The following is a 23,364-nucleotide window of genomic DNA, read 5'->3' on the forward strand; positions in this document are numbered from 1 at the left end:
CCGCGAGGGCGCATGCGCTCAGTGGTGCGGCCCCCGTCCGGGGGTGCGGGGTGACGCGAGGCAGCGGCTGCGGGCGCGCAGGAAGACATCCTCGGCGTCTCCCGGGCCCTTGCGGCCACGCGTGCGGTACACCCAGGGAACCGAGGTGAAATAGGGGCCGAGTTCCTCGAACACCAGGGCGGCCTCGGCGAACTGGAGGGCCCCCCACAGGGCGTGCGCCAGGTGGTTGAGGTCGAGCAGGGAGTGGGAGATCGGGGTCGTGCGACGGAACCAGAGCTCCAGCGCACGGGCCGCGTCCCGTTCCGCGTCCTCGGTGACCCAGTGCAGGTCCAGGGCCTTCTCGTGGCCCTGCTCGCGGCGGTAGCGCTCGACCCGCACATACAGGGGAAGCGCGTGCAGCGCGGAGCCGTCGGGTGCCGAAGAGGCCGCCCACTGGACGAAGTTGACCGCCTCGGAGAGGGACCCGCCGGCCTTGCGCGCGTAGACGAACTGGAGCATCCGGTGGTAGGCCTCGCGGTTGCACGGATCGCGCTTGTCAGCCTCCGCCAGCAGCCCCCACGGGCCGGGGAAGAGCATCGGCCCCGGCGGATGCAGCCGGTGTTCCTCCAGCTGCTGCCGCTCGTCCAGCTGGGACAGGGCCAGCAGGCACACCCAGGGCACCGGATCCGCGGGCGAGGCGTTCGCGGCGGTCCGGCAGGCCTGCCAGGCCTCCTGCCACAACTCCCGTGCCCGGTGGTGGCCCTCGCGGTGGGCGCGTACGGCCCGCTCGACGACGACCCGTGCCTGCATCACCGTGGCGGCGACGCTCCGGGGGTCCTCGGCCAGCCAGGCCTGTACCGCGTCCGAACCGGCGGCGACCGCTCCGAGCACCTGGGTGCGCTGGGTCCACAGGGTCCAGTCCGGCGTGCTCTCCAGGAGGCTCCGCATGGACATCCAGCGCCCGGTGCGCAGATCCTGTAACGCGACGCGCAGGTCGTTGTCATGGCCGGCCGGGTGGTAGACCGGCCGGAAATCACTGTTGGCCATGGACTCGCCCTGCCCCCGTACGACAGGCCGGCATGCGACGGTCGGTAGATCTTCTCAGCACGTCACGCAACCCGGCGGTGGCATGGAACCCGTGCAGCTGCGGAAGGCCCGGGAACCGGTGAATCGGGGCTTGGGACAGGGTGTCGGTCTCATCAATCCTCAAGGATGTGGGGGGTGAAGCAGTTGTCGGGAAACGAACTGCTCGAAAGCGTCCGGTTGTTGCTCGGCGGTGAGTGTAAGGCCAGTCACACCGAACTCCGGGCCGATTCGCGGATCTTACTCAAGTCGGTTGATTCACCAAGACGTTGAAAGATGTACCGGTTGCTCCGGTCGGGAATTCGGACGGCCCTTGACGTACGCGGTGGTCTGCACCACTCTGGGCGGCGAGTTCAGTGATCACGATTCCGTTCAAGCCGCAGAGCTTCCGCACAGCTGGAGAGTCGATGACAGGCCCGGTACTCGCCGTGGACCAGGGCACGTCGGGAACGAAGGCTCTGGTGATCTGTCCTGAGCGCGGCGTGATCGGTTCCGCTTCCGTTCCGGTGAAGAACCGTCATGACGCCGGGGGAGTGGTCGAGGCGGACCCCGCCGAGCTGCTCGGCTCGGTCGTCGAAGCCGGGCGCCGGGCGCTGCGGGAGGCCGCCGAACCGGTCTCCGCGATCGGTCTCGCCAACCAGGGCGAGACGGTGCTCGCCTGGGACCCGGACACCGGGCGGCCGCTCACCGACGCGATCGTCTGGCAGGACCGCCGCGCCTCCTCGATCTGCGCCGAACTCGCCCCGTATGGCGACGAGTTGACGCACCTCACCGGGCTCCCCCTCGATCCGTACTTCGCCGCGCCGAAGATGGCCTGGATCCGCCGGGAGCTGACCCGCGAAGGTGTCGTCACCACCACCGACGCCTGGCTCGTCCACCAGCTGACCGGTGCGTTCGTCACGGACGCGACCACGGCCGGACGCACCCAGCTGCTCGACCTCGACCGGGCCGCCTGGTCCTCCCGCGCCCTGGAGGTCTTCGGCCTCGGCGACGAACGGCTGCCGGAGGTCGTCGACTGCGACAGCACGGTCGGCACGACCACCGCCTTCGGCGGTGAACTCCCGCTGACCGGCCTGCTCGTCGACCAGCAGGCCGCCCTGCTCGCCCAGAACGCCCTGGACCCGGGCAATGCCAAATGCACCTACGGGACGGGTGCCTTCCTGCTCGCCCAGACCGGGCCCGCCCCGCGCCGCGGCTCCACCGGCCTGGTCAGCTGTGTCGCCTGGCGGCTCGGCGGCCGTACCGACTACTGCCTCGACGGGCAGGTCTACACCGCCGCGTCCGCCGTCGACTGGCTCGCCGCCCTCGGGGTGATCTCCGGCGCGGCCGACCTCGACCCCGTCGGCGGGGCCGTCCCCGACTCCGGCGGCGTCACCTTCGTACCGGCGCTCGCCGGGCTCGCCGCCCCCTGGTGGCGCGGTGACCTGCGCGGATCGGTGACTGGCCTCGGCCTCGGCACCACCGCCGGCCATCTGGTGCGCGCCCTGTGCGAAGGCATCGCGGCCCAGGTCGTCGAACTCACCGAGGCGGCCGCGACCGACCTCGGCTCACCGCTCACCTCGCTCCGCGTCGACGGCGGCCTGACCCGCTCCGCACTGCTCATGCAGACCCAGGCCGACCTGCTGCAACGGCCCGTAGAGGTGTCCGCCCTGCCCGATGTCACCGCACTCGGCGTCGGAGCGGTCGCCCGGCTCGGCCTCGACCCGCGGCTCCCTGTACGCCAGGCCGTACCCGACTGGAAACCCGCCGCCGTGTACGAACCGCGGATCGGCGCCGACGAGGCGGCCGAACGGCTCGCCGGGTTCCGGAGCGCCGTGCAGGCCCTGCTGGACCATGCCTGAGACGTACGAGAGCCGCGCGATGAACCCCACGATCACCACCTCCGGAGCGCTGACGGCCGACGAGCCGCCCGGCGCCCCCGCCTATGACGTGACCGTCGTCGGCGCGGGCGTCGTCGGCACCGCCATCGCCCGCGAACTGGCCCGTTACCGGCTGCGCACCGCACTCCTCGACGCCTCCGACGACATCGGCAACGGAACGTCGAAGGCCAACACCGCCATCCTGCACACCGGTTTCGACGCCGTGCCCGGCTCCCTGGAGGCCCGGCTCGTCCGCGAGGGGCAGCGCGAACTGCGCGCCTACGCGGCCGAGACCGGCATCCCCGTCGAACGCGTCGGAGCCCTGCTCGTCGCCTGGGACGAGGAGCAACTGGCCGCACTTCCCGCCCTGTCGGCCAAGGCCGAGCGGAACGAATACCACGCGGCCCGTCTGCTGGACGCCGATGAACTGCGCGCCCGTGAACCCCGTCTGGGCCCCGGCGCCCTCGGCGCACTCGAAATCCCGGACGAGAGCATCATCTGTCCCTGGACGACCCCGCTCGCCTACGCCACCCAGGCCGTGCGCGCCGGAGTCCACCTGCACCTCAACTGCCGGGTGCGGCACATCGACAGCGGCGACGACGTCCACACCCTCACCACCACCCGGGGGACGCTGCACACCCGCCATCTCATCAACGCCGCCGGACTGTACGCCGACGAGATCGACCGGGAACTCGGCCACGACGACTTCACCGTCACTCCGCGCAGGGGCCAGCTCATCGTCTTCGACAAGCTCGCCCGCGACCTGGTGAACCACATCCTGCTCCCGGTCCCCACCGCCGCGGGCAAGGGCGTGCTGGTCGCACCGACCGTCTTCGGCAATGTGCTGCTCGGGCCCACCGCCGAGGACCTCGACGACAAGACCGCCACCGGATCGACCGCCGACGCCATCGCCCTGCTGCGGGAGAAGGGGCGCCGCATCCTGCCGGAGCTGCTCGACGAGGAAGTCACCGCCGTCTACGCCGGACTGCGCGCGGCGACCGGCCAGGAGGACTACCGCATCCGCTCCCGGCCGGACCGGCGCACCATCACCGTCGGCGGCATCCGCTCCACCGGACTCACCGCCTCCATGGCCATCGCCACCCATGTCACGGAGCTGCTCGGCGAGTCGGGACTCGCTCTCGGCACACCGTCCGAACTGCCGCCCGTCACCCTGCCCAACCTCGGCGAGGCATTCCCGCGCCCGTACCAGGACGCCGGACTCATCGCCGCGGACCCGGCGTACGGCACGCTGGTCTGCCACTGCGAACGGGTCTCCGCGGGCGAGATCAGGGACGCCCTGGCCGGCCCGGTGCCCCCGCACTCCCCGGACGGCCTGCGGCGCCGGACGCGAGCCGGGAACGGCCGGTGCCAGGGGTTCTACTGCGGGGCCGCGGTCCGCGCACTGTTCGAGGAGGCCCGGTCATGACCCGGCGCGAGCGGACCGTCGACGTACTGATCGTCGGGGGCGGCCCGGCCGGCCTCGGCGCCGGGGCCGAACTCGCCGCGTCCGGCGCCGGCCGGGTCGAGATCCTGGAACGCGAACAGACCGCGGGCGGCATCCCCCGCCACTGCCACCACGGCGGATTCGGCGGCCGGACCATCGGCGGCGCGGGGACGACCGGACCGGCGTACGCCCGCGGGTGCGTGGCAGCCGCCCTGCGCGCCGGGGCCACCCTGCGCACCGGCGTCACCGTCACCGGCTGGGCCGGACCGCTGACCGTGGACACCACCGCACCCACCGGCCTGGAGCGGATCACCGCCCGCGCGGTCGTCCTCGCCACCGGCGCCCGCGAACGCTCCCGCAGCGCCCGCCTCGTTCCCGGCAGCCGCCCGCCCGGCGTCTACACCACCGGCGAACTCCAGCAGGCCGTCCATCTGTACCGGCAGCGGATCGGCAGCCGCGCGGTCGTCATCGGCGACGAACCCATCAGCCACGCCGCGGCCGACACCCTGCGCGTCGCCGGCCTGGAGGTCGTCGCCATGGTCACCGACCGGGCACCCGCCCGGCTCGCCGTCCTGACCCGCGGCGGCGACCGCGCCCCGGTCCTCGGCCGCACCACCGTCACCGCGCTGACCGGCCGGGAACGGCTCACCGGTGTCTCGGTGCGCCACCACGACGGCCGCACCGCGACCCTGCGCTGCGACACCGTCGTCTTCACCGGTGACTGGATCCCCGAACACGAGCTGGCGCGGCGCGCCGGGGTCGCCCTCGACCCCGGCACCCGCGGCCCCGCCCACGACGCCGCCCACCGCACGAGCGGGGCCGGGGTCTTCGCCGTCGGCAATCTGCTGCACGGCGTGGAGAGCGCGGGCTTCGCCCTCGCCGAGGGCCGGGCCGTCGCCGCCCCCGTGCTGCGTCATCTGGCCACGGGCGAGTGGCCCACCGGACGGCCGTCCGTCGCCGTCGACCCCCCGCTGCGATGGATCGCGCCGAATCTCGTCGGCCCCGACGGCGAACTCCCGCTCGACGGCCGCTTCACCCTGCGCACCACCCGCAGGCTCGCCTCGCCGCTGCTCGTCGTCCGCCAGGACGGCCGGGAGCTCCACCGGCAGCGGCTGCTGCTGCCGGTCGTGCCGGACCGCCCGTTCCGACTGCGCGCCGGCTGGCTCGACCGGGTCGATCCGTACGGCGGGCCCGTACGGATCTCCGTGTGCTGACCCCGGGTCAGGGAATCAGCAGCCAGTCCGATCCGATCGCCGCCACCAGGCCGAGGGCCAGCAGCCAACTTCCCAGCCTGGTGCGGCCGTTGCGGCTGAGCTCGATGACGATCCCGCACAGGATCAACGCGAGTCCGTACACCCCGACCACCAGCACGGACGACCGGCTGGCGATCCGCAGCGCGAGGACCACCGCCATCGCGGCCATGCCGACCGACGACAGGGCCATGCGCAGGCGTCTCGCCTGGCGTGGTGTGAGCTTCCGGTCCCCGGTCTCGTCGGCCGCCTCGGGGTCCGTCTCCTCGACGGCCTCGGGTTCGTCGCCGGGGGCGGGTATCGGGGTGTCGGCGGCCTGGTCCTGGTCAGAAGTGCTCATGACGCGCGATGGTAATGGCTGCGGGCGGCCCTGTTCGCCGCTCCGGGCGACCAGCGGCGAATGTGACGCGGGTCCGACGCGTACCCGGCCGCATTCCGCCCCCTCTGCGGCACGCCCCGGACTACCGGACCGGGGGCCGCAGACACGGGGCCTCGGCGGCCGCGTCGACCGGCCCGGCGCCCGAGGCCGCCCCCACCACCACCCGCCCCGCCAGCTCCTCGGCCCAGCCGATCAGCCCGTCGACACCGATCCCGTACGGCCGGACCGCGGCGAATTCCGCGAGCGCCGCCGCGCCGCGCCGCAACAGCCGGGCACCACCCGTCGCGTTGCCCCGGGCCGCGTGGGTCAGCCCCACGGCCAGCTGCGCGAGCCCGCGCCACAGCTCCCGCTCCGCCACCGGGCCCGACTTCCACGCGTCCTCGAACACCTCGTGCGCATGGAACGGCATCCCCGCGTCCAGCAGCCGCTGGGCCTCCCGCACGGTCTCCTCGGGGGTGCGGACCACCCCCTCCGGCTGCCGTTCGACCCCCGGCACCCCGTACGGGAGCGGGCGCCCCAGCCCGTCACGCGGGCGTGCGTTGCGTGCCCTGCCCTCGGTGTCGCGGTCCCTGCGCGTCTCGTCCACTCCACGATTGTGCCCCGCACCTGCGGCGAAGTGTACGAACCACTGTCCGTGGACCCCTGAACACGACTAGTGTCGAAAGTCATCCGCACCACCCTGGGGAGGGTAGGCATGAAGCCGTCCCGGCCGCTGTACGAGCGCGAACCGGAACTCGCCACCGCCGCACAGGCCGTGGACGCCCTTTGCGGCGCCCAGGCCGTCGGCGGGCTGCTGATCTTCAGCGGCGAGGCAGGCATCGGCAAGACAGCACTGCTCGGCGAGATCCAGAAGATCGCCGCCGACCGCTGCACGGTCTGGTCCGCGCGAGGCGGCGAAACGGTCACGTCCGTGCCGTTCCACGTCGTACGCCAACTGCTGCAGCCCGCGCTCGACCGGTTCCCGCCCGACGAGGTGCGGGCCCTGTTCGGATCCTGGTACGAGATCGCCGCACCGGCCCTCGGACTGGCCGAACCGACCGGACCGCAGCCGGATCCGCAAGGTGTGCGCGACGGCCTCGACTTCGTCGTCGCCAGGCTCGCGTCCCGCCTGAGCCACCACCCGCTCCTGCTCATCATCGACGACGCGCACTGGGCGGACGGTGAATCCCTCGCCTGGCTGGCCTCGTTCACCGCCCGCCTCGGCGAACTCCCCGTCCTGGTCGTCCAGGCCCACCGGCCGGAGGAGCTGGCCGCGCGCCAGAAGGAGAGCGGGCCGGGCAGCGCCCACCCGTCCCAGGTCCGGGTCGCGCTGCGCGCGCTCACCCCGGACGCCACCGCCGAGCTGGTCCGCGCGGCCCTCGGTGAGCACGCCGACGACCCGTTCTGCCGTGAGGTGTGGGCCGTCACCGGCGGCAACCCCTACGAGGCGGTCGAGCTCGTCGCCAAGGTGCAGGACCGCGAACTGGCGCCGCTGGAGGAGTCGGCCGGGCTGCTGCGCGAACTCGGCGCATCGGCACGCGGCAGCGGACTCGTCGCCCGGCTCGAGCGGCTCGGCACCAACGCCAACCGGTTCGCCTGGGCCGCAGCCGTCCTCGGCACGGACATCTCCCAGGATCTCGCCGCCACCCTGGCCGGAATGAGCCCGGCCGAAGCCGCCGACTGCACCGCACGACTGCGCGAGGCCCGTATCGTCACCGGCTTCGACCCACTGGAGTTCGTCCACCCGCTCATCGCGAGCGCGGTCTACCGGTCCATCCCACCGGCCACCCGCACCGCGATGCACGGCCGGGCCGCCTGGGCGATCACCCGGGCCGGGCTCGGCCCCGCCGCGGCCTCCCGGCACCTGCTCGAAGTCCACCCGGACGACGACCAGGAACTGGTCGAACAACTCCGCGAAGCGGCCAAGCAGCACCTCGCCGTCGGCGCCCCGGAAGCCGCCCGCCGCTGTCTCGAACGCGCCCTCCAGGAACCACCGCGCCAGCGCGTGAAGGCCACCCTGCTGTACGAACTGGGCTGCGCCACACTGCTCAGTTCCCCGGCCACCACCGTCCAGCACCTGCGCGCCGCCCTCGACATGCCCGGACTCGACGACGACCAGCGGGTCGACGCCACCTACCGGCTCGCGGCCGCGCATTCGCACAACAACCAGCTCAAGGAAGCGGCCGGCTCCCTCGCCGCGGAGGCGGCGCGCACCGCACCCGGCCCCGGCCTGATGCGACTCCAGGCCGCCCACTTCCTCTGGGAGGGCATGCAGGCCAGCGAGGAGGACGGTCCGGGCCGCTCCGGCCGGCTCGCCCGGAACGCCGACCATCTGCACGGCCGCGACAACGCCGAACGGGCCCTGCTCACACTCCGCGCCTTCGACGCCATGCTGCGCGGCGAGAACTCCCAGCTCATCGTCGACCTCTGCGAACGCGCCCTGGTCGACGGCCACCCCGCCCGCGGACTCGGCTGGACCGACACGGAGTGGGGCTTCGAGCTGCCGACCCTCGTCGGCATCACCTACGCCTTCACCGACCAGCTCGACCGGGCCGAGCAACTCTTCGGCGAGGCCGTCCGCGCCTTCGAGATCTCCGGCTGGAGCGGCGCGCACCTCGCGTTCGCGCACACCCTGCTGGGGCTGGTGCACCGCCGTCGCGGCAGACTGGCCGAGGCCGAGGGCTTCCTGCGCGAAGGGCTGCGCCTCGCCGACCGTGTCGGCAGCGGACTCCCGGTCCACTGGGACGCGGCCTGCCTGCTCATCGACACCCTGGTCGCCCGCGGCCGGGTCACCGAGGCCCGCGAGATCGCCGACCGCTACGCCTTCGGCGCGCCCTATCCGAGCGCGATGGTGCTGCCCGACGGCCCGTGCGTACGCGGTCGGCTGCTGCTGGCCGAAGGCCGTACGAAGGAAGCGATCGCCGAACTCGAAGCGGCCGGTCAGGCACTCGAACCGCGCGGCAGGTTCAACGGGGTGTGGGCTCCCTGGGCCGGCGACCTCGCCCGCGCCCTGGCCGAGGAGGACCCGGCCCGCGCCGCCCAACTCGCCACCACGGCGCGGACGCACGCCGAACGCTTCGGCACGGACACCGCGATCGGTGAGGCCCTGCGCTGTGTCTCCCTCTTCGCCGGTCCCGAGGACGCCACCCACCTGCTGGCCGAGTCGGTCCGCCACCTGGAGGCGTCCCCGTCCGCGTACGAACACGCGCTGGCCCTCGTCGACTACGGCATCGCGATCCGCTCGCCGCGCGAACTCGCCCGAGCCCACAAACTGGCCACCGCGTGCGGCGCGGAATCCCTGGCGAACCGCGCCCACCAGGCACGGGCGTCGATCCGGGCCTCGGAGTGAGGTAATGTTTGTCCTGCGAGGCCACCCGGCAAGACCGGGGGGAAGCGCATCGGGACGTGGCGCAGCTTGGTAGCGCACTTGACTGGGGGTCAAGGGGTCGCAGGTTCAAATCCTGTCGTCCCGACTGGAGACAGTCGCAGGTCAGGGCCGGTTTCGGAGCAATCCGAAACCGGCCCTTGATCGTTCTTGGGGACCAGCTGGGGACCAGCGGCCTTGACCCGGTCAGCGGGTCATGACGATGGGGCTCGGTAGCGAGCGCGGTGCGCGCAGCGCGGTGAAGTGAGCCGAGAGTGCCGCCCCGGCCGCGGTGATCTTGTGGACATCCGGGTGCAGGTAGCGCTGGGTGGTGGTCAGTGATCCGTGGCCGGCGATCCTGCGAAGGACGTGTACTTGGACCCCGGCGTCGGCGAACCAGGTCAATCCGGTGTGCCGGAGGTCATGGCGGCGCAGATGCTCGTAGCCGAGCTTGGTGACCACGTCGTCCCAGTGGGTCGCGTCGCGCAGGACGGCGGTGGAGATGCGCCCGCCTCGCGGGCCCGTGAACAGGCGGGCGTCGGGATTGGGGCCGGCGGACAGGATGTGTTGCGCGACGAGGGGGCGGATCTCCTCGACGATAGGAACCTTGCGAGCCCGCTTGCCCTTGGTGCCCTTGTCGGTCAGCCCGCCGGGGGCGGGTGTGGTCTGACGCCGCACGGTCCAGATCCACTGGGTGGTGTCGATGTCTCCGACGCGGCATCCTGAGATCTCTCCGATCCGTGCGGCGGTGCACGCGGCGAAGATGACCACGTCTCCCCAGCCGCGGTACTGGTCGTGGGAGGCGGCCACGAGTGAGTCGGCCAGTGCGACGAGCGTCTCCCAGTCGGGCAGGGCCAGCGCGCGCGGGTCGAGGAGTTCGTCTTCGGCCTGCTTGTAGAGTTTCTGCCAGCCGGTCACCCGGGCGGGGTTCACCTTGATGATGCCGTCGCGGACTGCCTGCTCCATGACGCGGACCAGGACGGCGATGGTGTTCTTCACTGTTGAGCGGCTGTGCTCATCAGCGATCCAGTTCTGCACGGTGCGGTCGACAGCACCGTTGGTGATCATTCGGACCGCGAGATGGCCCAGGGCGGGGACGACACGCATCCGCCAGCCCGCGAGATACGGGTCGAGTGTTTTCAATTCCAGGCCCCGCAGGGCAAGATCCATGTTCGCGTCACCGTATTCGGCGAGTTTCATGGTGGCGAGCGACGGGGACAATCCTGCCTGCGCGGCCTCGATGACGGACTGAAGCCACTCCTGTGCTTCGTCCTCGTCTGCCTTTCCTTCCGACAGGGACAGGCGGCGTTTCGTAGCCGGATCGAACCAGCGGACTCGCGCGCGGTAGGGGTTGACGCGATCAGGCCGGTACTCGATGTCGGTGGAGAGCCGGACACCGACCGGAACAACGGCTTTCTCGGCCATCAGGCTTCTCGACGCGGGACGGTCCGGTGGCTGTGCAACCATTTCTCAACGTCGAGCGCGCTGTACATGATGATGCGTTCCGAAACGGCGACGAACGGCGGGCCTTGGGGAGGCCGAGCAGTGCGCCAACGGCGCAGGGTCGAGGAATCCACACGCAGGCAGGCGGCGAGGTCGCTCGTCGAATACCAGGCGCTAGCCAGGAGAAGCGACCGGCTGTCATCTTGGACGAAAGGGGCACCGTCCGCACTATTCGTGCGCGGCTTACGGTCTGGGTAGGCTGCTATCGGTTCGGTGGGCAAGTGCGGTGAATCTCCGGGTGGTATGGAGCACCAAAGTAATTCCGGGGAAAGCCGTTGACGGCAGCTGTCGCTGCTCGCAGATGGATCGATCCGCCGTGGTACTCGGAGTAAACGGTGGACAACAATCGTCCGCGCAAACGCCGGTTTGGCCAACCGGCGATGTGCGGCTATGTTCCCCTCGCTTGCCACGAGAGATCCGGAGAATGGCTACCGTTGGCGATGGGATTCGTCGTATCTGGCAGCGGTCGCGTACGCGACTGGGGTATCAGGGCATGTGCCGTTTTCATGTTTTCCCTATGACGCATCATGTGGAGTGCGTCGCGATCCTCGAACCGGCCGCAAAGGGTTCCTGACCTGCGTGAATGACCTTTCAGCTGTTTCACGTTCGTGCCGGTTGATCGGGCCGGAACTCTCAGAGAGGTCCCATAGGACTCCCACTCCTGATGGACGTCCTTTCGGCTCTATACGCCGATGCGGGCTCGTCGAACGCCCTGTTGTCGACGAGGGTGCTGGAACCTTGATGTCAGGTGACTGGTGTTCGGTGGATGCCTTGTTCTGGAGCCGGTGAAGTAAGGGTTTCGGCCTGCGGTTTCGCGCCCCCGCGCTCGCTCGGCGGTTCGCCGCCTCCGCCGCCTCCCTCCGGCCTGCCGAGGTGCCGACGGGCATCGCGTCATCGTCCCCCTACTGGTCACCGGGCATGACGAGGCAGGGGTGCGCCTTACCGTGTGCCGCGCGCGTGGCGGTGTTGGGGTGCCACAACGACAAGGGGGCCGCACGCCGTGCCGCGGCACCGGGGAGGGTGGTTCGTGGCGGCCGGTGGGGTCGGTAGTTCGTGGGGTGGGCGGGCGGATCTTCTCCTGGGGGCACGGAGGCGGGCGGGCCACCCACCGTGCGTACGCCCCTGAGCCTCCGCTGATGTGTGCCTGACGGTCGTGACTGTTCGGGCGGCCTGCGGAGAACGTCAGTCCTCGATCAGGAACACATCAGGACGCGCTGTTTCTATCGGGTGGCACAGCGGGCGGTGCGGGATGCGCACCCCCGCTTCTACGCGAAGGGGCGGAACGGAGATGGCCGATTCCCTGCATGCAGGTGGACGCCCGAGCGGACTGTCGGGAGCCGAGCGGCGCGAGGCGCTGGAAGAGCTCGTCGTCACGCAGTTCAAGGAGGCCCTGCTGATGGGGGCGGACGAGGAACTGGAGTTGGACACGAGCTTCTTCGACCTGGGCCTCACCTCGCTCCGGCTCAACGTGCTGAGGCAGCAGCTCGAAAAGCGGCTGGGGACGGCAATCGATGCGACCGCGCTGTTCAACCAGCCGACGGACGGTCAGCTCGTGGATCACCTGACCGAGTCAACCGACCAGGACAAGGACAGGAGGCACACGGATGCCGTGTGAGTCCGAAGCGGCGGCCGCCGGGAACACCGTCGAGAGCCTGTTGCGCGAGAAGTACGAGCCGATCGCCATCGTCGGAGTGGGACTGCGATTTCCCGGCGGGAACGAGTCGCCCGAACAATTCGACGAGTTCCTGAGGGACGGGCGGTCGGGAATCCGCCCGCTTCCCGAGGACCGCTGGGACGCATCCGCGTTCTCCCCTGCGAACCCCGAGGAGAAGGGCAAGATCCAGACGGCGGGCGGGGGGTTCCTCGACCGGATCGACCTGTTCGACGCGCCCTTCTTCAACATCTCGCCCAAGGAGGCGCAGTACATCGACCCCCAGCAGCGCCTCGTCCTGGAGACGGCCTGGCACGCGCTGGAGAACGCGAACATCGACCCCACCCCGCTCCGCCGCGGAAGCGGCGGGGTGTACATAGGGGCGAGCTCCATCGACTACGCGCTGGAGATCGACGCGCTGCCCTACGAGGACCTGGACGGCCACCTCGCGTCCGGCATCACGATGTTCCCGCTGTCCGGCCGTCTCTCCTACTTCCTCGGGTGGCGAGGCCCCAGCGTCAGTGTGGACACCGCGTGCTCCTCGTCCCTGAGCGCGCTGCACATGGCGGTCCAGGGATTGCGCCGGGGCGAGTGCGACATCGCCCTGTGCGGCGGGGTCAACGCCCTGCACCACCCCCGCATCATGGTGATGTTCTCGCACGGCCAGATGCTCGCCCCGGACGGACAGTGCAAGACCTTCGACGACGCGGCCGACGGCTACGTACGGGCCGAGGGATGCGGAATGGTGGTGCTCAAGCGGCTGTGCGACGCCGAGCGCGACGGTGACCAGGTGCTCGCCCTGGTCCGGGGCACCGCGATCGGGCAGGACGGCGACAGCGCTGGGCTGACCGTGCCCAACGGCCCCGCCCAGGAACTGGTGATCCGCAGAGCCCTGGAAGCGGCACGCCTCGAACCCCGCGACATTCAGTACGTGGAGGCACACGGCACCGGAACCCCGATCGGCGACCCCATCGAACTGGGCGCCATCAATGACGTCTTCAGCCGGTCCCACACCCCCGAACAGCCCCTGCTCGTCGGTTCGGCGAAGACCAACCTCGGACACATGGAACCCGCGTCCGGCATCGTGGGTGTGATCAAGACCGTGCTGCAACTGCGTTCCGCCACGGTGTACCCGCACCTGAACATGAACACCCCCTCCACCCGCATTCCCTGGGACACCTATCCGGTCCGGATTCCCACCGAGTGCACCCCGTGGCCCGGCGAGCCCCGCCGCGCGGTCGTGAACAGCTTCGGCTTCGCGGGCACCATCGCGGCCGTCGTCCTGGAACAGGCGCCCCCGACGCCCGCCGCACCGGAGAGGGCCGCGGCCGACAAGCCCGCGGTGATCTTCACGGTGTCCGGCAAGAGCGCCGCGGCACTGCGGGAACAACTGGTGCGATACCTCGATTTCCTGACGGACCGGCCGGACATCGACATCGCACGCCTCTGCCACACGGCCAACGTCGGCCGGGCGCACTTCTCCCATCGCTTCTCCGTCGTGGTCAGGGACCTGGACGGACTGAACAGTGTCTGCGTTTCCCACTCGGACAAGCGAGGTACGAAAATGCTCGATGCGCAAGAGGACGTCCTCGACTGGCCTTTCGCCCGTACTCCCTCCGGGTGCCCCGCGGAGGTTCTGGCCGATCTGCGGGAACGGCCTCCCACCGTGCCATCCGGATTCCGGCCGGCACGGTGGGATCCCAGCTCGCCTGGTTGGTGACCCGCTATCCCGATGTGCACCAGGCGCTCAAGGACCCGCGGCTGAGCGCCGACGAGCTCGCGCCGGGCGCCCCCGTACGACTCCAAGTCCCCCAGGAGGGCCGGCCCAGCTCCTTCCTCCGCATGGACGATCCGGAGCACAGTCGGCTGCGCGGCATGATCGTGCCGGAGTTCACCGCCCGCAGGGTGCGCGGCATGGAGCCGGCGATCCAGCGGCTCGTGGACGAACTGCTGGACGAACTCGGCGCGTTGCCCCGGCCCGCGGATCTGCACGACGTGTTCTCGATGCGGCTGCCGACGCTCGTCATCGCCCGACTGCTCGGCGTCCCGGACGAGGACTCGGAGTTCTTCACCGCCAAGACGCGAGGAGCGCTCTCCCAGGGTGACCCCGAGGCCTCGTACGCGGCGTTCCTCGACATGTCGCGGTACCTGGAGGACATGGTCGACCGCAGTGTTCGCGCGCCGGGTGACGATCTGATCGGCCGACTGGCCACCCGACAGGTCGCGGGGGAGATCACCCGGGACGAGATCGTGGGCATCGCGAGGCTGGTGCTCGTGGCCGGTCACGAGACCACCACCAACCAGATCGCCCTGAGCACCCTCAGCCTGCTCCAGGACCGGGAGCTGCGTGCCCGGGTCCTGGCCGACCCCGCCGGACTGATCCCGCGGTACATCGAGGAGTCGATGCGGTTCTGGTCGCTGTCCCAGGACGCCATCCTGCGCGTCGCGCTGGAGGACATGGACCTCGGTGGAGTCACCGTGCACAAGGGAGAGGCGGTGGTCATCTCCATACCGGCCGCCAATCACGACGAGTCGGTCTTCCCCGACGCGGGCCGCATCGACGTCCACCGGGACACGAGCCCCCACCTCCAGTGGGGTCTCGGCCCGCACTACTGCCTGGGAGCCCCGTTGGCCAGGCTGGAGATGGAGCTCGCGCTCACGTCGCTCTTCCGTCGTTTCCCCGGCCTGGAACTGGCCACCGACGACGCCAACAGTCTTTTTCGGAGGGAGACGGTCTTCCACGGGCTGACCTCGCTGCCGGTCAGCTGGTAAGGGCGTCCGACAGAAACACGCCGGGCTTCGCCACCGGATCGCAGGTGGTGAAGCCCGGCTGTCTTCGCGCGGAATGCTGGAATCAGTGCACCCGCTGTTCCACCGCGCCGGTCTCTTCACCCTCCTCCTGGCCCGTGCCCGCCGTGGCCGTAGCCGGCTTGGGCAGTGCCTGGACGAGCAGCGTGACGACGAGGGGGAACGCCACGATGACTGCGATGCTGAGGTAGAACGCCTTGGGGTAGCTATCCAGGACCGGCGGGTTTCCGAGCGTGCCGAAGAAGACCAGGCCGACGAGCGAGACACCGAGCGCCGCCCCGCCCTCCATCGCGGTGGACAGCACGCCGGAGGCCGAGGAGGCGTGCTTCGGGTCGACGCCCGCCATGGCCGCCGCGGGCAGCGGCGCCGCGACCAGGCCCATGCCGAAACCGGCCACCAGCAGTCCAGGTGCCACCCAGCCGGCCGTGCCGTCCGTGCCGAGCTGCGAGACGATCACGCCCACCGTTCCGTATCCGACGGCCACCAGCCCGGCGCCCAGGGCGATGACCTGGTTCCCGATGCGCGCGGCGATCCTCCCCGCGAGGAAGGACGAGCCGAAGAAGCCGGCACTCATCGTGGTGAAGAGCAGGCCGGACGCCAGGGGTGCCCAGCCGCGGCCTTCCTGCATGTAGATCGCGAACAGCAGGAAGAAGGACCCCATCGACATGAAGTACACGAAGTACGCGGTGATGCCGATGGTGAATCCCCGCGAACGGAACAGCTCCGGGTCGATCAGCGGCGCCCCGCCCCGCGCGGCCAGTCGTCGCTGGTAGGTGATGAAAAGGGCGACCAGCGGCACGGCCACGACCAGCGACAGCCACGCCCACAGCGGCCAGCCCTGCTCCCTGCCCTCCAGCAGCGGCAGCACCACCGCGGCGAGGCCCACCGTGGCCAGGGCGGCGCCCACCAGGTCCAGTTTGGCGCCGGCCCCGGTGCGGATGTCGGGCACGGTTCGCGGCGTCAGGGCCAGGATCACCAGACCGATCGGGATGTTGACCAGGAAGACGCTCCGCCAGCCGAGCCCGGCGACGTCGAGAGCGATCAGCACGCCGCCGATGAGCTGCCCGCACAGCCCGGACAGCCCCAGCATCAGCCCGTAGGCGCTGAAGGCACGGCCCCGCGCCTCACCGGTGTAGACGTGGCTCACGATGGCGAGCACCTGCGGGGCCAGCATCGCCGAGGAGAGACCCTGGACGATGCGGGCGACGATCAGGAACCAGATGTTCGGCGCGAGGCCGCAGGCCGCCGACGAGACGGTGAAGAGCGCGAGACCGATCAGGAACATCCGCCGGGGGCCGAAGATGTCGCCCATCCGTCCACCGGTGATGAGCCCCACGCACAGGGACGCGCCGTAACCCACCATGACGAGCTGCGTCTCGGGCGCGCTGGCGTGCAGGTCGCTCTGGATCGAGGGGATGGCCACATTGGCGATGAAGAAGTCCAGGAAGGCGATGAACCCGCCGATCAGAACGATGGCTACGGGTGCCCAGGACGGGCGATCGGCTGCGCGGCCGGCAGTCTGCGGACTGGTCATGACGTGGTTTTCCATCCTTCGTTGGGTGAACGGGACGAGGCTAGGCCCGGATCACTGACATCTATTGTCAGTGATCCGGGTACTCTTTTTCCGTGCGAGCGAGTCGGTTGGTGAGCGCCCTGTTGCTCTTGCAGACGCGCGGCCGGATGACCGCGCAGGAACTGGCGGACACCCTGGAGGTTTCGGTACGCACCGTCTACCGGGACATGGAGTCGCTCTGCGCCTCCGGCATCCCGCTGTACGGCGAATCCGGACCGGATGGCGGATACCAGCTGCTGGAGGGATACCGGACCCGGCTCACCGGGCTCACCGCGGACGAGGCCGGGGCCCTGTTCCTGACCGGACTGCCCGGCGCGGCTGCCGACCTCGGCCTCGGCGCCGTGGCGGCGGAGGCACGGTTGAAACTGTCCGCGGCACTGCCGCCCGAACTGCGCGAGCGTGCCGAACGGTCCCGGCAGCGGATATACGTCGACATCCCCGGCTGGTACCAGGGCTCCGAGGAGACCCCTCGGCTGGCCGAGGTGGCGAGCGCGGTGTGGGGACAACAGCGCGTGCGGATCCGGTACGAACGCTGGGCCACCCCGCACGAAGTGGTCAGGACCGTGGACCCCTACGGAGTGGTCCTCAAGGCCGGCCGCTGGTACCTGGTGGCCGGGTCCGCACGCGGTGTGCGGACCTACCGGGTGTCCCGGATCAACGAACTGGAGTCCCTGACCGAGACGTTCACCCGGCCTGCCGGATTCGACCTGGCGGCCCACTGGCACGAGTACCTGGCAACCTTCGACGCGCGCCGCTTCCTGGACGAGGCGGTGCTGCGTCTGTCGGCCGAGGCGTTCGAGGGCATCGGGCAGGTGCTCGAACCGGCGGCGGCCCGGGCTGCCACGGAGTCGGCGGCGGAACCCGACGCGGACGGCTGGACACAGGTGGTCGTCCCCGTCGAATCCGCCGAACGGGCGCTCCCCACGCTGCTGTCGCTGGGCGTGGGGGCGGAGGTGGTGGGGCCGCCGTCGCTGCGGGAGAAGATGCGGCGCACGCTGGCCGAGATGCTTGCCCGGTACGAGGACGGAGGCCAGGCGCAGGAGTGAGGAAAGCCTGCCCCGGCCCTCGCCGCCGGGAGTAGGCGGACCGTCCTCGTCGCCCTGGTGCCCGATCAGTGGTTCCGGCTCCCGGGAGTGAAGCGGACGGGCAGGTTCTGCAGTCCGCGCATGAAGCGGTGGCCAGGCCGGCCCACGAGGAACACGGGAGCTGACCTGCCGGTGACGGTATCTGGGACCTAAGCGTCGCCACCCGTCTTCTGTCGGCCCTCCCTAACTCTCGATCTGCCGACCGGACATCAGCCGTCATTCTCTTTCAGCGAAGCCGCTCCACTTGCTCAGACTTCATATCTGCAATGTGTTCCGCACCAGACATGAATGCCAGACGTGACGAAGTGCTGCTCGGTTCACTCCAGTCAGTTCCTCTCGTCCGTCTCAGCGTCGTCGGTTCGGGCTTAGGCGGCCCGTCGCGAAGCGAGACGATAGATTGTCTGGCGTGACGCTCGTTTGACGCTCCGAGTTCTCGTACGCCGGACAACGGGCGGACAGACTGCCTCTGACCTGGGATTTTTCGTGACCCGTCCAGGCCGACACCTTTCCGATGACGCATCATGTGGAGTGCGTGGCGATCCTCGAACCGGCCGCGAAGGGATCCTGACCTGCGGTTTTGTCTGTGCGCATTATGTGCGGTGTGGGCGTTACGGGCGATATCTTGACGCTGAAACGACGCTCGTGACGCTCATTTGACGCTCGTTCTGATGGGTCGTCAGCCGTCCTGTGGCACTGGTCAGACGCCCTGCCGCTACTTGAGTGTGGCAGGGTGTGGGGTCCTGTGACGCTGGGCGGTGCCGCTGATCCATGTGACCTCAGCTGGCGGTTCAAGGCGGCTGGTGGCCTCCCGTAGGCGCCACCGCTCGGCGAGGATGTGATCCGCGGTTGACCTGGGCACGGTGGCCGCCGACGCCGACGGGGCGCCTACTTCCGCTTCCGCGTCCGCTTTGACTTTCGCTCAACGATCACCGTCTGAGGTGCAACAGGCACTTCGGCATCCGACAACGGCTCAAATTGCCCTGGAGCGCTCCTGCGCATCGCCGCGACGTACGGCGGGAGCACGAAGGTCCGTTGATCTCGATCGATCGGAATCTCTCCAAGGTGTCCCGAGGCATCCCTGGCGCCGCGCGCGCCCCCTCTCCGGGCGAGCACGTCGAGCGTGCCGTGGACGCGATCGACCCAGTCGCTGCGATCCAGCCTAGGATGCCAGCGTTCCTCTCCTCGCTTGCGGTCCCACGGCGGGAAGCCGAAGGCATATGACCAGGGAAGGGCTTCCGACAGGTACCTCTGCACGTGATATCTGCCAGCGGCTTCATCGTCGCTGAGCTTCTTGACGTCGTGGGTGGAGATGATGGCGCAGCCATAGTGGCGAGGCTCGGCGTGCTTGCAGTCCTTGTACGAACTAAGCCCGGGGCAGGCATTCCACTGAGCTGGCGGGGCCCAGTACGTTCCGTCTTCGAAGGTGCCCTCGGGCCAGCCGTTGTAGAAGACATGAAACGCATAGCGGGCCTGATCGGGGTCGCAACCTTTGATCAACGTGTCGTACTGGAACGCATCTTCGCCGGCTCCGGGATGCTTCAGCATCCGGTAGGTATTGTCTTCGTAGGCGCGCTTGGCCTGGATGCGTAGGCAGACCCATCCTGCCTGGTCATCACCGATCCACCATTCCCAGTCGGCTCCGGAATCCCGCTCCTGCACTTGGTTGGTCTGGTAGGTCAGTAGCCCAGGGACTTGGCTCTGGAGGGTGAAGAGCAAGTTGTCTGTCACGGATGCCTCGTCGAACCTGCGCCCTGGAAGGCGCCCGAACTCGATGCGTCGCCAGGTCTCTATCGCTGCCGTGTCCATGGCCGTGCACAGGTCACGGAGACTCTCTATCGCCACGGCCGCACTCTCTCATAGCTGGGCGAACAGTGCGTGAGAGCACCGTTAGTTGACCCGCGCGCGGCCGGCCCTCACGTCTGACCGGTGCGTCGGTGCGGCCGAACAGGGGAGTGTCTGACGGCCACGGCGTTCGGGTGCGCCCTCTCCGCGGCCGATGGGGCGTGAAGTGGACTTTTTACTTGAGACGGGCACTGCCTGTTGAATGGCTCCGGGCCTGTCAGTGGCACCCTCTACATTTTGGTGTGCGGTCTAGAGCGGTCACTGGGCAGTCGCTCAGCAGGGGCTCCGCCGCATCTGTGCCAGGAAGGACAACGCAAGTGGTCGACCTAGAGAAGGACGTCTGGGCTGTTGCCGACACCCTGCGTGGTGTCTATGCCCGCAACAAGGCTGGTGACGTCATCTTGCCTATGACGATCCTCCGTCGCCTGGAGTGCGTCATGGCACCCCACCGAGATCAGGTTGCCGCGATCGTCGCTCAGGAGCCGAGCGAGGTGTTGCGAGTCAAGGCAATCAAGTCGGTCACCGGCGGTGTGAAGTTCTACAACACGACGAAGCACACCCTGGCCTCCGTGTACGACTCCGGTGACGACATGGCCGACAACCTGCTGGAGTATGTCCGAGGGTTCAGCAGCGACATTGACGTCTTCGCGAACTTTCACTTCCCCCAGCACATCGAGCGTATGAGGAAGGGAGGCATCCTCACAACTATCGTCCGCCAGTTCCGTGACCTCGACCTGTCACCCGAGGCCGTACCGAACTCCAAGATGGGTGAGCTGTTCGAGCATCTCATCTACATGGACTTCGAGTCATCGAACGCCGAATCAGGCGATCACTACACCCCCCGCGATGCGATCAACCTGCTGGTCGACCTGCTGTTTGCCGAGGACGACAACGCGCTGTCCCGCGAAGCCATCCGTAGCATCTACGACCCTACCGTCGGCACTGGCGGCATGCTCAGCGTGGCAGAAGAGCACCTGCACCGCATGAACCCGGACGCTGAGCTCCTCCTGTACGGGCAAGAACTGCGATCTGAGTCCTATGCCATGTGCCGCTCCGACATGCTTGCCAAGGGCCAGAATCCCCAGAACATCGCGCTGGGTAATACCTTGACCAGCGACATGTTCCCGGACGATAGGTTCAACTACATTCTCTCCAACCCGCCTTACGGTGTGGACTGGAAGAACATCGCCGAGACCGTAGAGAACGAGCACAAGAAGGGCTCCGTCGGCCGCTTTGCAGCGGGACTGCCATCCACCTCTGACGGCGCCCTGCTGTTCGTCCAGCACGCCATCGCGAAGATGAACCCCGCAGAGAGTCAGGACGGTGGCGCTCGCGCTGGCATCGTCCTGAACGGCTCCCCACTGTTCTCTGGCGGCGCAGGCAGCGGTCCCAGCAACATCCGGGGATGGCTGCTGGAGAGCGATTTGATCGAGGCCATCGTCGCGCTGCCGAGCGATATGTTCTACAACACGGGCATTCCCACCTACCTGTGGATCTTCGACAATGACAAGCGCCCGGATCGCGAAGGGAAGGTGCAGCTCATTGATGCCACGGCCCTCGGCGTAAAGATGCGGAAATCCCTGGGATCGAAGCGCGTTGAGATCGATGAGGGGGCCCGAAAGTGCGTACTGAAGCAATACGCTGAAATGGAGTCTTCGGACACATCCAAGGTCTTCGATAACCTCGACTTCGCTTTCTGGCAGATCACCGTTGAACGGCCTTGGCGCCTGAACTTCGAGACCACACCTGAGAGGGTCGCCCGCGTCGCCGAACACAAGACACTTGGCAATGTCGGCGGCCTGGTGGAGGGGCTGAACTCCTTCAACGGGGGGCAGTACCTCAATCGGGAAAATTTCCTCAGTGACCTAGGAAAGCATCTTGCTTCCCGCGCTATCACCCTCACCGCCGCGCAACGCAAGGCTCTGTGGCAGACCTTGGGCGAACGTGACAAGAATGCTGATATCTGCCGCGTTCAGTCAGGCAAGAATAAGGGTGATGCGGAGCCCGATCCCTACCTGCGGGAGACCGAGAACGTCCCCTTCGGGTGGGAGGGACATGCCAAACTCCATGACGCGAAGGACGCCACCATCGAGGCGTACTTTGACGCGAAGGTCCGCCCGCACCGCGAGGACGCCTGGCTCGACCACACCAAGACCAGGGTGGGTTACGAGATCCCATTCACCCGCCACTTCTACAAGTACGTACCCCCGCGCTCGCTAGCTGAAATCGACGCCGACCTCGAGGAGTCCTTGCAGGAGATCCTCGGGCTGCTGCACAAGGTGGAGGCCAAGAAATGAGCGCTCCACGCCCCTGGGGGGATACCCAGCTGCCGTGGACGATGGGTCAGGTCAAACACCTGGGGCGCGTCACTCTCGGCAAGATGCTTCAGAGCAAAGACACTGGCGACGACGTGCTTGCTCCGTACATGCGAGCGGCCAATGTCCAGCCGGACGGCGTCCTGGCGCTCGATGATGTCAAGGGAATGTGGTTCTCGTCCCGCGAGTTGGACGATCTCGACCTCCGACAGAGCGACGTCGTTGTTGTCGAGGGCGGGCAGGGCGGCTTCGGACGTGCGGCGTACATCAGCGGCGACCTCGACGGTTGGGGATTCCAGAACTCGATCAACCGGGTGCGTCCGGAGGCCGGCCACGATGGGCGATTCCTGGCCTACTATCTGATCGCCCTGCGCGCCACTGGATTTGTCCGTCGGTACTGCAACATCGTCTCTATGCCGCATCTGACTGCTGAGAAGCTGGCGGCCCTTCCCCTCCCGCTTGCCTCCGGTTCTGAGCAAACAGCCATCGCAGACCGGCTGGACCGTGAGACAACCGACATCGACGAGCTAATTGCCGCGCAGGAGCGGTTCGTTGGACGTCTACAGGAGCGCAAGCAAGCCGTCGTGGAGCATGCCCTTGCCACGGCTGAGTCAGCAGTGCCTGATACGCGGCTAAAGCACGTGGTGTGCTCGGTCCGACAAGGATGGAGCCCACAGTGCCTTCCATGGCCGGGCGACGGAGTCGAGACCTGGGCGGTTCTGAAGGCTGGAGCAGCTAACCACGGGGTCTTCCGCCCGGAAGAAAATAAGGAGCTCCCAGCGGAATTGGAGCCGCGTCCGTCCACCGTAGTGAGGTCGGGTGAGCTCGTGGTCTCCCGAGCCAACACTCGTGACCTCGTCGGCAGCGCAGCCGTCGTGACAGGGAACTACCCGCGGCTCATGCTGAGCGACAAGCTCTACGCTCTCAACCTCGACACATCCAAGGCGGTGCCGCGATACGTCGCCCTTCTCCTGGCCAGCCGCCGAGTAAGAGACCTGATCGAGATGGCCGCCAGCGGCGCGAGTGCCTCGATGCTGAACATCAGCAGGGACGAAATTCTGAACCTTCCGCTGAATGTACCCGTCCTCGTAGAGCAGAGCCGCATTCTGAAGTACCTGGACCAGGAAACAGCGGAGATCGACAGCCTGATCGCGAAGACGCAACGGCACGTTGAACTCGCCAAGGAACGGCGCATCGCGCTGATTACGGCGGCCGTGACGGGCCAGATTGACATCCTGAAGGGGGACTGA

At 68.7% G+C, this 23,364-nt stretch carries 15 protein-coding genes, 1 tRNA gene and 1 pseudogene; 11 read left to right on the forward strand and 6 right to left on the reverse strand.

Translation table 11 applies throughout. The features are described 5' to 3' along the window. Positions 1–18: 18 nt before the first annotated feature. Positions 19–1,026 (reverse strand): hypothetical protein, encoded by a 1,008-nt coding sequence (locus tag GA0115234_RS02505; RefSeq protein ID WP_093539162.1) that lies wholly within the window; start codon positions 1,024–1,026, stop codon positions 19–21. A 443-nt stretch (positions 1,027–1,469) separates the two neighbouring features. Between GA0115234_RS02505 and GA0115234_RS02510 the strand changes: the two genes are divergently transcribed. The 3 genes from GA0115234_RS02510 to GA0115234_RS02520 are packed head-to-tail and all read left to right on the forward strand — an operon-like array spanning position 1,470 to position 5,579. Further along, positions 1,470–2,903, forward strand: coding sequence for an FGGY family carbohydrate kinase (locus GA0115234_RS02510; RefSeq protein ID WP_093539163.1), 1,434 nt, complete (start codon positions 1,470–1,472; stop codon positions 2,901–2,903). Between the two features lie 19 nt (positions 2,904–2,922). Further along, on the forward strand, positions 2,923–4,347 hold the full coding sequence (locus GA0115234_RS02515) for an NAD(P)/FAD-dependent oxidoreductase (RefSeq protein ID WP_093539264.1): 1,425 nt from the start codon (positions 2,923–2,925) through the stop codon (positions 4,345–4,347). Further along, entirely contained in the window at positions 4,344–5,579 is a 1,236-nt protein-coding gene (locus GA0115234_RS02520; RefSeq protein ID WP_093539164.1) for an FAD-dependent oxidoreductase, read from the forward strand. Before GA0115234_RS02515 ends, GA0115234_RS02520 begins: the two co-directional genes overlap by 4 nt. Before the next feature lie 7 nt (positions 5,580–5,586). Here the strand turns inward: GA0115234_RS02520 and GA0115234_RS02525 are convergent, their stop codons facing one another. Both GA0115234_RS02525 and GA0115234_RS02530 read right to left on the reverse strand, forming a co-directional pair. Next, positions 5,587–5,955 carry a hypothetical protein gene (locus GA0115234_RS02525; RefSeq protein WP_093539165.1) on the reverse strand — a complete coding sequence of 123 codons (369 nt, stop codon included), beginning with the start codon at positions 5,953–5,955 and terminating at the stop codon, positions 5,587–5,589. A gap of 121 nt (positions 5,956–6,076) precedes the next feature. Continuing rightward, positions 6,077–6,580, reverse strand: coding sequence for a DUF309 domain-containing protein (locus GA0115234_RS02530; RefSeq protein WP_093539166.1), 504 nt, complete (start codon positions 6,578–6,580; stop codon positions 6,077–6,079). Positions 6,581–6,688: 108 nt separating this feature from the next. Here GA0115234_RS02530 and GA0115234_RS02535 point away from each other — a divergent pair, with 108 nt between their 5' ends. Both GA0115234_RS02535 and GA0115234_RS02540 read left to right on the forward strand, forming a co-directional pair. After that, positions 6,689–9,322, forward strand: a complete 2,634-nt coding sequence (locus tag GA0115234_RS02535) for an ATP-binding protein (RefSeq protein ID WP_093539167.1) — start codon at positions 6,689–6,691, stop codon at positions 9,320–9,322. A gap of 50 nt (positions 9,323–9,372) precedes the next feature. Further along, positions 9,373–9,446: transfer RNA gene (locus GA0115234_RS02540), tRNA-Pro, on the forward strand. Positions 9,447–9,544: 98 nt separating this feature from the next. Here GA0115234_RS02540 and GA0115234_RS02545 read toward each other — a convergent pair. Further along, on the reverse strand, positions 9,545–10,762 hold the full coding sequence (locus GA0115234_RS02545) for a tyrosine-type recombinase/integrase (RefSeq protein ID WP_093539168.1): 1,218 nt from the start codon (positions 10,760–10,762) through the stop codon (positions 9,545–9,547). Between the two features lie 1,366 nt (positions 10,763–12,128). Here GA0115234_RS02545 and GA0115234_RS02555 point away from each other — a divergent pair. The 3 genes and pseudogenes from GA0115234_RS02555 (at position 12,129) to GA0115234_RS02565 (ending at position 15,263) form a co-directional block, all read left to right on the forward strand. Next, positions 12,129–12,455 (forward strand): acyl carrier protein, encoded by a 327-nt coding sequence (locus GA0115234_RS02555; protein ID WP_093539169.1) that lies wholly within the window; start codon positions 12,129–12,131, stop codon positions 12,453–12,455. Beyond that, positions 12,445–14,013: pseudogene (locus GA0115234_RS02560) on the forward strand (type I polyketide synthase); the annotation flags it as partial. The gene GA0115234_RS02555 and the pseudogene GA0115234_RS02560, both read left to right, overlap by 11 nt. Before the next feature lie 170 nt (positions 14,014–14,183). Further along, positions 14,184–15,263 carry a cytochrome P450 gene (locus GA0115234_RS02565; protein WP_202553284.1) on the forward strand — a complete coding sequence of 360 codons (1,080 nt, stop codon included), beginning with the start codon at positions 14,184–14,186 and terminating at the stop codon, positions 15,261–15,263. Between the two features lie 82 nt (positions 15,264–15,345). Here GA0115234_RS02565 and GA0115234_RS02570 read toward each other — a convergent pair whose 3' ends face one another. Continuing rightward, entirely contained in the window at positions 15,346–16,833 is a 1,488-nt protein-coding gene (locus GA0115234_RS02570) for an MFS transporter (protein WP_237541026.1), read from the reverse strand. A 92-nt stretch (positions 16,834–16,925) separates the two neighbouring features. Between GA0115234_RS02570 and GA0115234_RS02575 the strand changes: the two genes are divergently transcribed. Next, complete coding sequence (locus GA0115234_RS02575; protein WP_093539171.1) at positions 16,926–17,918, forward strand: helix-turn-helix transcriptional regulator; 993 nt, start codon at positions 16,926–16,928, stop codon at positions 17,916–17,918. A gap of 924 nt (positions 17,919–18,842) precedes the next feature. Here the strand turns inward: GA0115234_RS02575 and GA0115234_RS02580 are convergent. Then, positions 18,843–19,763, reverse strand: coding sequence for a DUF6615 family protein (locus GA0115234_RS02580; RefSeq protein WP_141718375.1), 921 nt, complete (start codon positions 19,761–19,763; stop codon positions 18,843–18,845). Positions 19,764–20,116: 353 nt separating this feature from the next. Between GA0115234_RS02580 and GA0115234_RS02585 the strand changes: the two genes are divergently transcribed. Together GA0115234_RS02585 and GA0115234_RS02590 are read left to right on the forward strand one after the other, a co-directional pair. Continuing rightward, complete coding sequence (locus GA0115234_RS02585) at positions 20,117–22,096, forward strand: type I restriction-modification system subunit M (RefSeq protein ID WP_093539173.1); 1,980 nt, start codon at positions 20,117–20,119, stop codon at positions 22,094–22,096. After that, complete coding sequence (locus tag GA0115234_RS02590) at positions 22,093–23,364, forward strand: restriction endonuclease subunit S (protein WP_093539174.1); 1,272 nt, start codon at positions 22,093–22,095, stop codon at positions 23,362–23,364. Before GA0115234_RS02585 ends, GA0115234_RS02590 begins: the two co-directional genes overlap by 4 nt.

It is taken from the genome of Streptomyces sp. DvalAA-43, from assembly GCF_900091725.1.
Classification (GTDB): domain Bacteria; phylum Actinomycetota; class Actinomycetes; order Streptomycetales; family Streptomycetaceae; genus Streptomyces; species Streptomyces pulveraceus.

Bases quoted from the DNA above. Each gene is read 5' to 3' on its own strand.
- GA0115234_RS02510 (WP_093539163.1), top strand. From the start codon at position 1,470: ATGACAGGCCCGGTACTCGCCGTGGACCAGGGCACGTCGGGAACGAAG.
- GA0115234_RS02505 (WP_093539162.1), bottom strand. From the start codon at position 1,026: ATGGCCAACAGTGATTTCCGGCCGGTCTACCACCCGGCCGGCCATGAC.
- GA0115234_RS02520 (WP_093539164.1), top strand. From the start codon at position 4,344: ATGACCCGGCGCGAGCGGACCGTCGACGTACTGATCGTCGGGGGCGGC.
- GA0115234_RS02590 (WP_093539174.1), top strand. From the start codon at position 22,093: ATGAGCGCTCCACGCCCCTGGGGGGATACCCAGCTGCCGTGGACGATG.
- GA0115234_RS02515 (WP_093539264.1), top strand. From the start codon at position 2,923: ATGAACCCCACGATCACCACCTCCGGAGCGCTGACGGCCGACGAGCCG.
- GA0115234_RS02570 (WP_237541026.1), bottom strand. From the start codon at position 16,833: ATGACCAGTCCGCAGACTGCCGGCCGCGCAGCCGATCGCCCGTCCTGG.
- GA0115234_RS02580 (WP_141718375.1), bottom strand. From the start codon at position 19,763: ATGGACACGGCAGCGATAGAGACCTGGCGACGCATCGAGTTCGGGCGC.
- GA0115234_RS02545 (WP_093539168.1), bottom strand. From the start codon at position 10,762: ATGGCCGAGAAAGCCGTTGTTCCGGTCGGTGTCCGGCTCTCCACCGAC.
- GA0115234_RS02555 (WP_093539169.1), top strand. From the start codon at position 12,129: ATGGCCGATTCCCTGCATGCAGGTGGACGCCCGAGCGGACTGTCGGGA.
- GA0115234_RS02525 (WP_093539165.1), bottom strand. From the start codon at position 5,955: ATGAGCACTTCTGACCAGGACCAGGCCGCCGACACCCCGATACCCGCC.
- GA0115234_RS02535 (WP_093539167.1), top strand. From the start codon at position 6,689: ATGAAGCCGTCCCGGCCGCTGTACGAGCGCGAACCGGAACTCGCCACC.